Source organism: Tenacibaculum skagerrakense, from assembly GCF_004345825.1.
GTDB lineage: Bacteria > Bacteroidota > Bacteroidia > Flavobacteriales > Flavobacteriaceae > Polaribacter > Polaribacter skagerrakensis.
In genome coordinates this window covers 41,171-53,792 of record NZ_SLXM01000001.1, presented here as the reverse complement: position 1 = coordinate 53,792, position 12,622 = coordinate 41,171, and the positions used below count along the sequence as shown (strand labels likewise).

At 31.0% G+C, this 12,622-nt stretch carries 13 protein-coding genes; 8 read left to right on the top strand and 5 right to left on the bottom strand.

The features are described 5' to 3' along the window. Positions 1 to 15 precede the first annotated feature (15 nt). The 5 genes from EV195_RS00180 (at position 16) to EV195_RS00160 (ending at position 4,834) form a co-directional block, all read left to right on the top strand. A complete protein-coding gene (locus tag EV195_RS00180) occupies positions 16 to 1,350 on the top strand; it encodes a TlpA family protein disulfide reductase (RefSeq protein WP_132791191.1) in 1,335 nt (444 codons plus the stop codon). An 11-nt stretch (positions 1,351 to 1,361) separates the two neighbouring features. Then, complete coding sequence (locus EV195_RS00175; protein WP_132791189.1) at positions 1,362 to 1,895, top strand: hypothetical protein; 534 nt, start codon at positions 1,362 to 1,364, stop codon at positions 1,893 to 1,895. 49 nt (positions 1,896 to 1,944) lie between these two features. After that, positions 1,945 to 2,454, top strand: coding sequence for a hypothetical protein (locus tag EV195_RS00170; RefSeq protein ID WP_132791186.1), 510 nt, complete (start codon positions 1,945 to 1,947; stop codon positions 2,452 to 2,454). Between the two features lie 53 nt (positions 2,455 to 2,507). Then, positions 2,508 to 3,869, top strand: a complete 1,362-nt coding sequence (locus tag EV195_RS00165) for a TlpA family protein disulfide reductase (RefSeq protein ID WP_132791184.1) — start codon at positions 2,508 to 2,510, stop codon at positions 3,867 to 3,869. Positions 3,870 to 3,973: 104 nt separating this feature from the next. After that, complete coding sequence (locus EV195_RS00160) at positions 3,974 to 4,834, top strand: DMT family transporter (RefSeq protein WP_132791182.1); 861 nt, start codon at positions 3,974 to 3,976, stop codon at positions 4,832 to 4,834. A 6-nt stretch (positions 4,835 to 4,840) separates the two neighbouring features. Here EV195_RS00160 and EV195_RS00155 read toward each other — a convergent pair whose 3' ends face one another. Beyond that, positions 4,841 to 5,908 (bottom strand): hypothetical protein, encoded by a 1,068-nt coding sequence (locus EV195_RS00155; RefSeq protein ID WP_132793260.1) that lies wholly within the window; start codon positions 5,906 to 5,908, stop codon positions 4,841 to 4,843. Positions 5,909 to 5,989: 81 nt separating this feature from the next. Here EV195_RS00155 and EV195_RS00150 point away from each other — a divergent pair, with 81 nt between their 5' ends. Beyond that, positions 5,990 to 6,904, top strand: coding sequence for an energy transducer TonB (locus tag EV195_RS00150; RefSeq protein ID WP_132791179.1), 915 nt, complete (start codon positions 5,990 to 5,992; stop codon positions 6,902 to 6,904). 1 nt (position 6,905) lies between these two features. Here the strand turns inward: EV195_RS00150 and dprA are convergent, their stop codons facing one another. Then, entirely contained in the window at positions 6,906 to 8,003 is a 1,098-nt protein-coding gene (dprA, locus tag EV195_RS00145; RefSeq protein ID WP_132791177.1) for a DNA-processing protein DprA, read from the bottom strand. Positions 8,004 to 8,100: 97 nt separating this feature from the next. Here dprA and EV195_RS00140 point away from each other — a divergent pair, with 97 nt between their 5' ends. Together EV195_RS00140 and EV195_RS00135 are read left to right on the top strand one after the other, a co-directional pair. Beyond that, positions 8,101 to 9,015, top strand: a complete 915-nt coding sequence (locus EV195_RS00140) for an HU domain-containing protein (RefSeq protein ID WP_132791174.1) — start codon at positions 8,101 to 8,103, stop codon at positions 9,013 to 9,015. 79 nt (positions 9,016 to 9,094) lie between these two features. Beyond that, on the top strand, positions 9,095 to 9,607 hold the full coding sequence (locus EV195_RS00135) for an acyl-CoA thioesterase (RefSeq protein ID WP_132791172.1): 513 nt from the start codon (positions 9,095 to 9,097) through the stop codon (positions 9,605 to 9,607). Here EV195_RS00135 and EV195_RS00130 read toward each other — a convergent pair. The 3 genes from EV195_RS00130 to EV195_RS00120 are packed head-to-tail and all read right to left on the bottom strand — an operon-like array spanning position 9,597 to position 12,620. Continuing rightward, the gene (locus tag EV195_RS00130; RefSeq protein ID WP_132791169.1) at positions 9,597 to 10,643 is read right to left on the bottom strand and encodes an AI-2E family transporter; all 1,047 of its coding nucleotides are present in this window, start codon (positions 10,641 to 10,643) and stop codon (positions 9,597 to 9,599) included. The genes EV195_RS00135 and EV195_RS00130 overlap by 11 nt on opposite strands. A gap of 1 nt (position 10,644) precedes the next feature. Next, positions 10,645 to 11,805, bottom strand: a complete 1,161-nt coding sequence (locus EV195_RS00125) for a murein hydrolase activator EnvC family protein (protein ID WP_132791166.1) — start codon at positions 11,803 to 11,805, stop codon at positions 10,645 to 10,647. A 47-nt stretch (positions 11,806 to 11,852) separates the two neighbouring features. After that, positions 11,853 to 12,620 carry a DUF4292 domain-containing protein gene (locus EV195_RS00120; protein WP_132791163.1) on the bottom strand — a complete coding sequence of 256 codons (768 nt, stop codon included), beginning with the start codon at positions 12,618 to 12,620 and terminating at the stop codon, positions 11,853 to 11,855. Positions 12,621 to 12,622: the final 2 nt, after the last annotated feature.

The window sequence follows — 12,622 nt, the reverse complement described above, 5'->3', positions numbered from 1 at the left end:
TTAAAAAATATTGATATGAAAAAAATAAGTATTGCATTACTTTCAGTTGTAGCATTTACAACAAGTATTTCAGCTCAAAAGATCAAAGGAATTGTTAAAAATGCAAGTAGTGAAACTAAGTTTTCGCTTCGAACCATCGGAGAGAGAACAATTAAGGAATTTTCCATAGAAAATGGAGGTTTTGAAGTTGATAATTTGAATTTGAAAGAAGGATTTTATCTAATTCGAAAAGATAACAGTACAGAGCATGTATATTTAAAACCTTCAGATGAACTTGTAATTAGTTTTGATGCGCAAAAGTTTAATGAAACACTGTCTTATAAAGGTGAAGGTTCAGAAGCGAATAATTATTTGGTAGCCAAAGGAAAATTGCAATTAGAGCGTAAGAAAGACACAGATAAATTTTATGAAGGTGATGAGAACGATTACAAAAAGAAGATTCTTGCAATAGACAAAGAGATAAAGGATTTATTAGCCGAGGTTACTAGTGAAAGCTTCAAGAAAGAAGAAGAAAAGAACTTGAGATATGGATATTTATTCGATATCTATAACTATCCGAATATGATGAAATTTAATTTTGGAAAGAAGGTTACAGTTTCTGAAAGTTTCTTCTCAGAATTAGAAGGTATTAATTTTGATAATACGGAGAATTATTTAAAATATCCTTATTACAAATATTTAGCTGGAACCAAGTGGAAGAAACAGGTTGAAAAGGCAGATAGTTTTGAGGAAATGAGCAACATCATTCAAACCATACGCTCAAAACAAATTTTTGTAGATGTGATAATTAACTCGTTTTATCGAATTGCTGATACTCCTGAAAAATCTAAAATGCATTTTAAGCTGATTAAAAAGTTTGTTCCAAATCAGGAATTTATTAAAAAAGCTAAAGAAGAGTATGAAAAAGTAAAATCGACATCAAATGGAAAAAAATCGCCAAACTTTAAGTTTAAGGACCGTAATGAAAAGTTAGTTGAATTGGTTAATTTCAAAGGGAAGTATGTGCTAATTGATATTTGGGCAACTTGGTGTGTTCCTTGTTTAAAACAAGTTCCATATTTGAAAAAATTAGAGAAAAAATATCACGATAAAAACATTGTATTTGTTGGCATTTCAGTTGATGATAAAGACGAATACAAATTATGGAAAGAAACTTTAGACAAGAAAAAAATGGGTGGTATTCAGCTATTTGCAGATAAGTCTTTTGAGTCGGATTTTGTTGATGCATTTGGTGTCGCTTCAATTCCAAGGTTTATTTTAATTTCTCCTGAAGGAACTATTGTAGAAAGTCATTTTAGCAAACCATCTCATAAAATTACTGAGGATAAGCTAGATGCCTTGTTGAAGTAAACTGTTTCATTTTGAAAGATAAGCCATATATATACGTAATTTTATTACTTCTCATTTGCGTTTTTGTTGGGAGATTACTAACTGTTTTTAATTCAGATTACGAACTAATCGAAACAGGAAGTATTATGGAAAATTTCTGCTTAAATGTTGCTTATGTAGCAGGTTGGGTATTGATGTTATCAAACGGATCTTTTATTAAAACTAAATACTTTAAAATTACTCAGGGATTAATGTCAATCATTATTGTTGGAGCACTTTTAAAAATTATGTATTGGACAAAATATGCTGATTATTTAATAGTTTTTGGTTTGGCGGGAATTTTAATTGCTTACAGTATAAGCTTCTATAAAAAACCGATTAAAAAGAGATTAGATTATTTAAAGATTACTTGGGTAATTTTATTAATTAGTTGCATAATTTTAATTTTTCTACACGTTTTACCAATCGATTACAGGTTAATTGCAGATGTTGTTTTTTGGATTGTTTTATTAGATTTTAGTTTTAGTAAACTTAATGTAAAGAAAAAGAGTAAAACACAATTGTAATTAAAAGATTAGCAGTAGTTTTGACGTCGAAAATTTTAAATATTTTACTATGAAAAACATTACTATTAAGTCTTTATTGCTATGTACCCTTTTAACTTTTTCTTCTTGTGGAATAATGGTGCAAGGCATTGCTGCTGGTAAAATTTCTACCGAAAAAGGATCTATGCCTCCTGATTTTGGAAAAACTAAACATGTGTTATTATGCAAATTAAAAGGAAAGAGAGGGTTAGATAAATATATGAAAAAACACATCTCTAATTATTATAAAGGAGAAGTAGAGTTTGTTACTTATCAAGATTTGAAAGAAAATAACAAGTATTCCGATAAAGATAAGTATCGATATGTTTTTGAATCTAAAGAACATAGCAATAGTGGAAATTATATCAACTCTAATGGAATGCCATCAGCAACTTCTTATATTTCATATAGTTTTGGTATTTTTGATAGAAAAGCACTTAAAAATTATAGTAACGATATGAGCTCAGGATACTTTGGTAAGTTGATTAAGGCTTACGCCAAAAAAATGGAAGAAGAAAGACTAGGTAGTTCGGAAAAATAGTATCTTTTGGTACTGTTTATGATGGGGAACCACTGTTTTAAAAAGTTAGGTAAATGAAACGAATAGTAATTCTTGTTTTTTTAGGTGTAGTAAGTAGTGTGTTTGGTCAACGATTATCGTTTAACATTACCAATGATTCAATTGATAACGAATTTTATCTGACTAAAATTAACAACGAAATTTTAGAAACCATCACCATTGAGTCGTTCAATTTTAATGTAGATATTAATTTTGAGGATGGGTATTATTTCCTTCAAAAAGAAGACGAAAAGGCGTTGTTATATTTAAAGAAAAACGATGAGTTTTCTATCTCATTTGATGCTGAAAATTTCCAAAAATCCTTAACTTTTTCAGGAAGAAGAGGTGCAGGTAGAAATACCTATTTACATAGTAAAAGATCATCCTTACTAGATGCTGATGGTAACTTAAAACCGTTTTATAAAAAAGAATTTTACCAAGGAGACGAAAAGGAATACATGAGTCGATTAGACCAATTTTATAAAGGTTTTTATGGAACCTTGTTTGGAAGCGGTTTTGATGAAGGTTTTGTAAATGAAGAATCTAAGAATTTACAATACGGATATTATTTAGATATTTTGAAATTCGAAAGAGCTAAAAAGCATTACGAGTTTAAAGATAGTATTCAAGTATCACCTTCTTTTTTAGCACCATTAAGCAGTATTCATTTTGACAACCAACTGTTTTCAGATAGTTATCCTTCGTATAATGAGTTAGCTGTTTTAAAATGGCAGAATGATATTGAAAACACCAACGATTATCCTGTAATGGAAGGAATTGTAGCTTCCATCCGAACTGAAGCTGTTCAAAAAGGATTGTTAGAGCTTTTGTATGAAACCATGTCTAAAGACGAGCCAAGTAGAATGCGTGCTTATTTTGATTTTATAAAAGCCTATTCTAAAGATGTTACATTAATGGCAAAAGCCAAGGAAAAGTCAGCAGAAATCCGACAAGAAGAGGCTGCTAAAAACCTTTCTAAATTCTCGTATTTAAACACAAACGGAGAAGAGGTTAAATTAGCCGATTTCAAAGGGAATTACATTTTCCTATATATCTGGGCTACTTTTTGTAAAGATTGCGTAAACGAGTTTAAAAACATCGAGAAATTAAGGGAAGACTTTGAGGATGATAATATTGTTTTTATCGGGGTATCTGTAGATAAAAAAGAAGATTTTAACAAATGGTCGGGAATCGTTAAAGAAGCTGAGATTCAAAAAAGTGCCATGCAATTGTTTTTTGATGATGCACGATCGAAAATTATCAGCGCTTATAACCTATCCTCTATTCCATCGGTGGTTGTTTTGTCGTTAAAAGGAGAAAAAATGGAACTCGACATTAAAGATATCGACACCAAAAAAACTGAACGATTACTGCGAAAGTTGTTCGATGAAAAATAACGATTTCATTGCAGAACAACTTTTAATTATTCATAATATAAAACAGGGAAGTAAGTTTTAAATATTACCTATCTTGCCAACCGAAATTTTCAAAAAATAAATCATTGCAAAACAATTATTTAGAAAAACTTCTTGGTTTAATAATCGCGACTTTTTTTATTAGTACTTCTGGTGTTTTAGGCAGGTATATCAATATGCCTTCAGAAGTTATTATTTTCTTTAGAGCAACCTTTGCAATGGTAATTCTATTCTTTTTTTTAAAGTATAAAAGAGTCGATTTTAAACTAAAATCTAGTAAACATAGATTCCCATTTTTAATTGGGGGTGTTTTTATGGGAGTGCATTGGGTAACGTATTTTTATGCCTTAAAACTTTCTAATGTAGCTATTGGAATGTTATCGTTATATACTTTTCCGGTGATGATTGCTTTTTTAGAACCTGTGTTTTTAAAGGTAAAGTTTAACCCAATTTATATTGTTTTAGGAATCTTAGTGTTAATCGGTTTGTATGTTTTATCTCCCGATTTTACTATAGAAAGCACAACCGTTCAAGGTATTGTTTTTGGGCTGATTTCTGCGTTGTGTTACGCCATTAGAATTTTAATTTTAAAGAAATACGTACATCAGTATAACGGAGTGTTATTAATGTTTTATCAAACCGTAATTATTAGTATTTGTTTGATGCCAACCTTATTTTTTATGGATATTTCTGGGTTTCAAAGTCAACTACCCTATTTACTATTATTAGCATTTTTAACTACAGCTATAGGTCATAGTTTAATGGTGTATTCTTTACAATTTTTCTCGGCATCAACAACAAGTATCATCAGTAGTATACAACCTATATTCGGGATTATTTTAGCATTCTTTTTCCTTAGTGAAATTCCAGTAGTGAATACATTTATTGGCGGAAGTTTAATACTTGCTACTGTAGTTATTGAGAGTATTAGAAGTAAGAAACAATAGAAAAAATTACCTAAAACGTCTTAAAGAAACATCTTCATAATTTCTACGAACAAAATCGAGAGCATTCTCTAAAACTTCTCCCATGTTTTTACTCTTTTTAAAAGAAATATCGCCCGTAAATTCAAATATTTCCATTTTTAGTTGTTCGATGTTTTCAGTATTTGAGATTTCATCGTTTTTCATACAGAAGATAAGCTCATCAATTCGATCTTCTGAAGAAAGAATACGTTTAGCAACAATCGATCTTTCCTCAAGTTTATACTGAGCTATAGAACTTTCTTGTAATTTATTACCCACTAACTGCACCATAGGATAGTTTTCTTTAAAAAACTGAGGATAGTATACTTTAAATTTTCCTTCAAAACACTGTTGATCAAAGTCAATCGCTCGAATCCTATATACCACAGTATCAAAATCGTGCGTGGGTACAATTACATAATTGTATGCTCGCATATCACCTAACAAACGAATCATACAACGTTCGTTAAACTTCACAAATTCTTTTGCGATTTGTGCTTTTTGAGGCTCTGTACATTTTGGCAACATCTCTTTGATAAAAGTATCGCCAGGAATACCGGCAATATGTTCTTCAATTAAGGTGTCTTTATACACTAAAAAGTTAAGATTGTATGGAGATAAAATATGTTCTAATTCTAAGCCATACACACGAGAAGCATCTGTTTTCTTAACGTAAAAATAAGTGTAGTTATCGTTTAAGATATTACGAACTTTAATACGAAACGGTTTCGAATTCCCAAACGTACAGAAATCAACTGCATCAATATTTAAGTACTGAATATTATCCTCGCTACCGTTTGAGTGAAGAATATTGTATACTTTTTTTAGACTTAAATCAATTTCAATACGATCAAATTCTGAGTAATACACTCGAACCCACAGCGTATCATCATCGTTTTTGTCATACACCACAACCGAACCTTGAAAACGCAATAAATCCTCATAAAAAATCGGAATTTTCATGTTTCTTTTGTGTTCAATCAAGTATTCATCTAAATAATGATTGATAGGAAACGCAGGTTTCTTTTTAGACATTAACTTTTCTTCGGAATGCATGGTGGGTCTTTTTTCCAAAAATAAGAATTTAAAAGAGGAATTTGGAATAGAATTTGTTTCGATTTAGAAAACTTCACTACTATGAAAAATTATAAAATAAGTATTCCAGAACCTTGTCATGAAAATTGGGATGAGATGACAATAAATGATAAAGGACGTTTTTGTTCATCGTGCTCAAAAACTGTGATTGATTTTACTAAAAAGGAGTCTAAACAAATTCAAGAATATTTAAAGAAACATCAAGAAGAAAGAATTTGTGGACATTTTTTTAAAAAGCAATTAGACTCAATAGTTATAGAATTACCAGAAAGTATTTTTGAACGAGAGCTATCTTTTCATAAGCTGTTTGTGATAGTTTTAGTATTTGTTATGGGAACTACGTTGTTAAGTTGTAATACAGAAGGTAAAATTCAAAAAATTGAACATGTCACGTTAATAGACTCTGTAAAAAAAGCTAAAAAAAGCATAGATAGTTCTTTTATTTTTAATAAAAAAGATTCGATAGAAAAGGATCAACCCTTAATGCCTAAGGTAAATAAAGAAAAGGTTTCTGGTGAAATTGTTGTAGGAAAACTACCTCCACCACCTAATGTTACAGGTTTGGTAATTAGAGCAGATACTTCTTTGGATAGTCCTCTACCTTTATCGTTTTCTATTGTAAAGAGTGTTCCTAGATTTAGAGGAGTTGTGAAACGAGCTAATGAAACTTGGAAAGAAAACTTCAATCGAAAAATGCAAGAGTTTGTAGTTAAGAATTTTGATACTATTTCAACACTAAATTTAGGTTTATCAAAAGGAAAAAAAAGAATGTATGCTCAATTTACAATTAATTCAAAGGGCAGTATTATTAATGTTAAAACTAGGACACCGCACCCAAAACTCAATAAGACTATGGAAGAACTGATAAAGAAACTTCCTCCATTTGTTCCGGGTAAAAATAACGGTAAACCGTTAGATGTTATTTATACGTTACCTGTAACGTTTATGGTTGAGTAAATTACACTTCAAAAAGTTTTCCAGGAAGCGGTTTTATAATTCCTTTTAATTCCATTTGAAGTAATAATGAAGATAATTTATAAACCGGTATTTCACAGTCCAAAGCTATTACGTCTAGCAATTGTTTACCATGTTCTTGAAGGTAATCAACTACTTTTTGTTCCTCTGTAGTTAAATCAATAAACAGTTTTGGTTGAGTGTATTCCTGTTTTTTTGTCACATCCCAATTCAACATTTTTACAATATCTTCAGCTGAAGTTAGTAAATGAGCCTGATTATTTTTGATGAGGTTGTTGCAACCCTTACTGAAAAGATCATCACACCTTCCTGGTAGCGCAAAAACATCACGATTATAGGAATTAGCAATATCGGCCGTAACTAACGAACCTCCTTTTTCTGCAGATTCAATAATTACAGTAGCTTTAGAAAGACCCGCAACAATTCTGTTACGTTTTAAAAAATTTTCGCGTAGCGGTTTTTCATTATGCCAAAACTCGGTAAGAAACCCACCATTTTCCATCATGCTCCGCATATACTTTTTGTGCGTTTTTGGATACATATCATCCAAACCATGAGCTAAAACCGCTAGTGTTTGTAAGTTGTTTTCCATAGCAGCTTTGTGTGCACAAATATCGGTTCCATAAGCATAACCACTTACAATTATTGGATTGTAAGGAGTGAGTTCTGAAATAAGCTCATTACAAAAACCACGACCGTAATTTGTTAGATTTCGAGTTCCAACAATCGATATAATTCTGGGTTGATTCCAATTGATGCTTCCATCATAAAACAATAATAAAGGTCCGTCTACACAATGTTGAAGTTTTTCAGGATATGATTCTTCTAAGAAATAAGTATACTGAATGGTTCCTTTTCGAATATAATCAATCTCCTTCTCTACTTTTATCAGCGTTTCTCTTTTGTGTAATTGTTGTACAACAAAAGCACCAATGCCATCAATTTTTAAAAGAGAAGAAGCATTCTCTTTAAATACTTGTTCGGCAGATCCAACGTTTCGAATGAGTTTTTTAGCAATAATATCACCCACATTAGGGGTTGCTTGCAGTCTAAGTACTGCAAATAATTCTTCTTCTAGCATGTTCTTTTATAATAGCATAGCGAAAATACAACTTTTTGTTTGATAATTTAGAGGTTGGTTGTTTGGAAAAACAAACAAAAAACCTAACTTTGTAGTTATGACATTGAAAAGCTATATACAAGATTTATTATATCGTTACGATTGTGTAATTGTACCTGGTTTTGGTGGTTTTATCGCTAACAAAGTAGGAGCTGTTATTGAAGGGAACACTATTTATCCTCCTTCAAAAAGAATCTCTTTCAATGCACAATTGAATCATAATGACGGTTTGTTTGTGAATCATGTAGCTTCAATAGAAAACATTACATTTAACGAAGCCAATGAAAAAGTGGCTGATACCGTTAATGAATGGAAACAACAATTAGCATCTCAAGCGTTAACAATTGACGGTTTAGGAACGCTAACAACAAATAGCGAAAACCAATTAGTTTTTGAACCAAATGCAAAGGTAAACTTTGATAGAAACGCTTTTGGTTTTTCATCAGTTAGTGGTCTTACTAAAATTTCTGAAGAAGAAGTTATTACCTCAAAAGTTGTTGAGCTACATACCTCTGTTGAAGAGAAAAAAGAACACGCTATTGGAGTTGGTAACTTTTTAAAGTATGCAGCCGGAGCGGCAATTTTAGTAGCGGGTTATATTGGAGTTAATAAGTACAATGAAAACACTCAACTTCAAGAATTAGCCAAAGAACGCGATGCTATAGAACAAAAAATTCAAAAGGCAACTTTTGTTATCAATGATCAATTACCAACAGTAAGTCTTAATGTTGCTAAAGAATATAACCAAATACACATCATTGCTGGTGCTTTTGAATTAGAAAAGAACGCCGAGAAAAAAATCAAGCAATTGAAACGTAAAGGTTATAATGATGCTAAAATTATTGGTAAAAATCAATGGGGACTAACACAAGTTTCGATTGGAAGTTACGCTAATAAAGAAGCTGCAGAAGAAGCAATTGAAACCATAAGAAAAGAGGTTTCTACAGACGCTTGGATTTTAGTTAATCAATAGTAAACTTTCATAAACTTTAATATATCTACGCTAAGCTCTTTAATGTGCTTTGCCTATCTTTGCGCCAAAATTTGGATAGATGAAAGCAAAATTTCCTAGAGAGTCATTAACAGTACTTACCGATTTAGTATTACCAGGAGAAACCAATTATTTAGACAACCTTTTTGGTGGAGAATTATTAGCTAGAATGGATAGAGCTTGTAGTATTGCTGCTAGAAGACATTCAAGAAGAATTGTTGTAACTGCTTCGGTTAACCATGTAGCGTTTACCAAATCAATCCCTGTTGGAAGTGTTGTAACTCTTGAAGCAAAAGTCTCTAGAGCTTTTAAATCATCTATGGAAGTTTTTGTTGATGTTTGGATTGAAGATCGTCAGTCAGGTGAAAAGACAAAGGTAAATGAAGGTATTTACACGTTTGTTGCAGTAGATGAAACGGGAAAACCAGTTCCTATTCCACAGATAGAGCCTGAAACCGATTTAGAAAAAAAGAGATTTGAAGGAGCGCTTCGTAGAAAGCAATTAAGCTTGGTTTTAGCAGGAAAAATGAACCCTAACGAAGCAACAGAACTAAAAGCGTTGTTTATCGGTTAGAACGGCTTATTTTATCTATTTCACCTTTTTCAGATAACATTATTGCAATTGGTCTTGTTTTTTCAAATTGAGAAAACACAATTATCATAATTACCGTAATAGGAACAGATAACACCATTCCTGTAATTCCCCATATCTTTCCCCAAACAGCTAACGATAAAATGGTAACTAGTGGACTTAAGTTAAGTGATTTTCCAAATAAACGAGGCTCAAGGATGTTTCCAACAACCACTTGAATAGCTCCAACAACAATGGCAACAATTAAGAAGGGAGTGAATTCACCAAATTGTAATAAACAAAAAATAGCTGGGAAAAGTGTTCCTACTAAAGAGCCAATTGTTGGAATGTAATTCAATAAAAAGATTAAGAATGCCCAAAAAGGAGCGCTATCTACACCAACTAACAAGAGTACAAAATAACTTAAAACACCAGTTAAAACACTTACAAAGGTTTTTAAGCGAATGTAGTTAGAAATAGAATCCTCAATTTTATCTAACATTGTTTTTACATTGTTGTAGTTACCGCCATTGTTTACAATCATGTACAGTTTTTTTACAAAACTTTTTTCTTCTAGAAATAAAAACAAGGCATAAATGATAATCATAAATGTATCTCCTAACAAACTACTCACACCATTTGCAATATCACCTAAAACAGAACCATAATCAAAATCACCAACAAGCGATTTAATAGAGGTTAAAATATCTACATTTAAATAATTTCCTAAATCGGTAATTATTCTTTCAACATTAGGTTCATATTTATCATAAGAATTGGTAACATTTGTAACACTATTACTGATAATTTCAGATACAAACCCAAAAGCTAAAATGATGAAAGTAAAGACAAAAATATTGCTTAACCACTTAGGAATGAATTTTTCAGCAAAAGGTATTTTGTAAATTATTTTTCGAATTTCTCGCGTAAAAAACCAAAAAATTACAGCAAAAATAAACGGAATTAATATTCCTTTTCCAATAACCAATACAGCTATTATAGCTGCGGAAACAATAATAAAGTTAGATGCTTTATTCATTTTAATTTGCTCTTATCCAATCAGAAGGGTTTAAACGATCTGTGTTTTTGAAAAGCACAAAAACTAAATCTGTTTTTCCAGTAATTTTATCTGTAAATATTTTACCAACAGCATCTCCCGTTTTTACCGATTGACCTTTGGTAACAAAAATATCTCTTAGGTTAGAATAAGTAGTAATGTAATCTCCATGCTGTACCATTACACTTTTTGTTCCTTTATCTGATTTAGTAATATTCAGCACTTTTCCATTGAAAACACTTTTCGCAACATCTCCTTGTTTACCACGAATGTGCAGTCCAGTACTGTTAATTGTAATCGATTTAAAAGTAGGATGCGGTTGTACGCCAAACTTACGGGTTACCACTCCGTCTAGAGGCCAAGGTAAGTTTCCTTTATTTTGCTCAAAATTTGCTTTTAAAGCCTTCTCTGCTTTACTTAATAAGAACTCATTTTTCTTAGCCGTTCCCTTTTTCCCTTTATTTGCTTTGGCAATAGCATCTCTAATGGCTTTGTCTATTTTTTTAGCGAGGGCTTTCTCCTCTCTAATTTTCTTTTGAAGCTCGTTTTTATATTTACTTTCTTGCGTTTTTATCTTAGTAACAAGAGTCTCCTGTTCCTCTTTTTCGCTTTCAATTTTTTTCTTTTGATTTTTTTCTGCGTTGATTAATACTTTCTTCTGATTCTTTTTCTTAGTTAATGAATCATTTAGTTTACGTATTTCTTCTGTTTTGGCAATAACACGCTCTCCTTGTTTTTTTCGAAAACTTTTGTACTGCTCTATATATTTTATTCGCTTGTAGGCCTGTAAGAAATTTTCCGAAGAAAGTAAAAACATCGTTTTACTCTGCTGAGATTTGCTTTTGTAGGATTTAAAAACCATCTCTGCATAATCTGCTTTTAAACTAGCAAGCTCTTTATTGTTTTGTTCAATTTTCTTTTCGTTTTGTTTGATTTCTTTAGACAATTCTTCAGTTTCAAGTTCAATAGTTTCTATTAAACGTTCTCTAACCGTAATTTTTTGACTTAAGTCTTTTAAGTCATCCAAAGCATCTGTTTTTTCTTTTTTGGTTTCGAAAAGTAAATTGTTAATCTTTTCAATCTCTTTATTTAGCTTTTTACGACGATTTTCTAGCTCTTTTCGAGATTGTGAATGTAGAGACATCCCTAAGAAGAGAAAACTTAAAAAAGATATGTAAAAAAGACGTTTCACTATAGTTCAATTTCTTTATAACCCGAAGGTATTTTAAACGGCATTTCTAATTCTTTATCAAACTCAATTGAGCGTAAGTTCAAATCAATATTAGTGAATTTATTTTTTTCTTTGGCTTTGATCTCAATTTTTTCAGGAAACAAGAAGTTATCTTTCTTAAGATATTTAGGATAAGCAACGTCTAATCTCTGATTTTTAAGAGCGTTAACAACATATTGTTTTTCTACCTTAAAATGAGTTGGGTTTATATGGTAAAAAATATCGAAAAGGGAAATCTGTTCCTTAGGAAAGAGTTTGTAAGAATTATCAGCAATTTCAACTTCTTGCTTGCTCTTTTTTAAGTCGTAAATAGCTTGCCCAAGCAACAGATTTTGTAGTTGATTGAAATTAATATCTACTCCTAAAAGTTTTTTCAGCATGTTAAAATCACCCTCAAAATAATTTCTCTTATATGGAGAATAAAAACGCACTTTATCTGGAGTAATTTGTGCTTTGAAAATAGTGATGATTTTAGTTCCTTTTAACCAAATTACTTCATCTTTCACCATTTTCATATTCACTGAGAAACCAAGATTTTCATTAGTGTCTTTATAATTCACTTTTAATTTAGCATCAACAGTTTTAGGGATGGCAATATTGTTATGTTTTCTAATAATTTTTTTAGAAGACATTGCTACTACAGCTCCTGATGCATCGACAGCATTTTTAGAAGATTTACAAGAACCGAACGTAAGTAACCCTATGAATAGGTAACGATATAATTTCATGT

Coding starts and splice junctions, on each gene's coding strand:
- EV195_RS00180 (WP_132791191.1), top strand. CDS start 16: ATGAAAAAAATAAGTATTGCATTACTTTCAGTTGTAGCATTTACAACA.
- EV195_RS00170 (WP_132791186.1), top strand. CDS start 1,945: ATGAAAAACATTACTATTAAGTCTTTATTGCTATGTACCCTTTTAACT.
- EV195_RS00165 (WP_132791184.1), top strand. CDS start 2,508: ATGAAACGAATAGTAATTCTTGTTTTTTTAGGTGTAGTAAGTAGTGTG.
- EV195_RS00155 (WP_132793260.1), bottom strand. CDS start 5,908: ATGCATTCCGAAGAAAAGTTAATGTCTAAAAAGAAACCTGCGTTTCCT.
- EV195_RS00150 (WP_132791179.1), top strand. CDS start 5,990: ATGAAAAATTATAAAATAAGTATTCCAGAACCTTGTCATGAAAATTGG.
- dprA (WP_132791177.1), bottom strand. CDS start 8,003: ATGCTAGAAGAAGAATTATTTGCAGTACTTAGACTGCAAGCAACCCCT.
- EV195_RS00140 (WP_132791174.1), top strand. CDS start 8,101: ATGACATTGAAAAGCTATATACAAGATTTATTATATCGTTACGATTGT.
- EV195_RS00135 (WP_132791172.1), top strand. CDS start 9,095: ATGAAAGCAAAATTTCCTAGAGAGTCATTAACAGTACTTACCGATTTA.
- EV195_RS00130 (WP_132791169.1), bottom strand. CDS start 10,643: ATGAATAAAGCATCTAACTTTATTATTGTTTCCGCAGCTATAATAGCT.
- EV195_RS00125 (WP_132791166.1), bottom strand. CDS start 11,805: ATGTCTCTACATTCACAATCTCGAAAAGAGCTAGAAAATCGTCGTAAA.
- EV195_RS00120 (WP_132791163.1), bottom strand. CDS start 12,620: ATGAAATTATATCGTTACCTATTCATAGGGTTACTTACGTTCGGTTCT.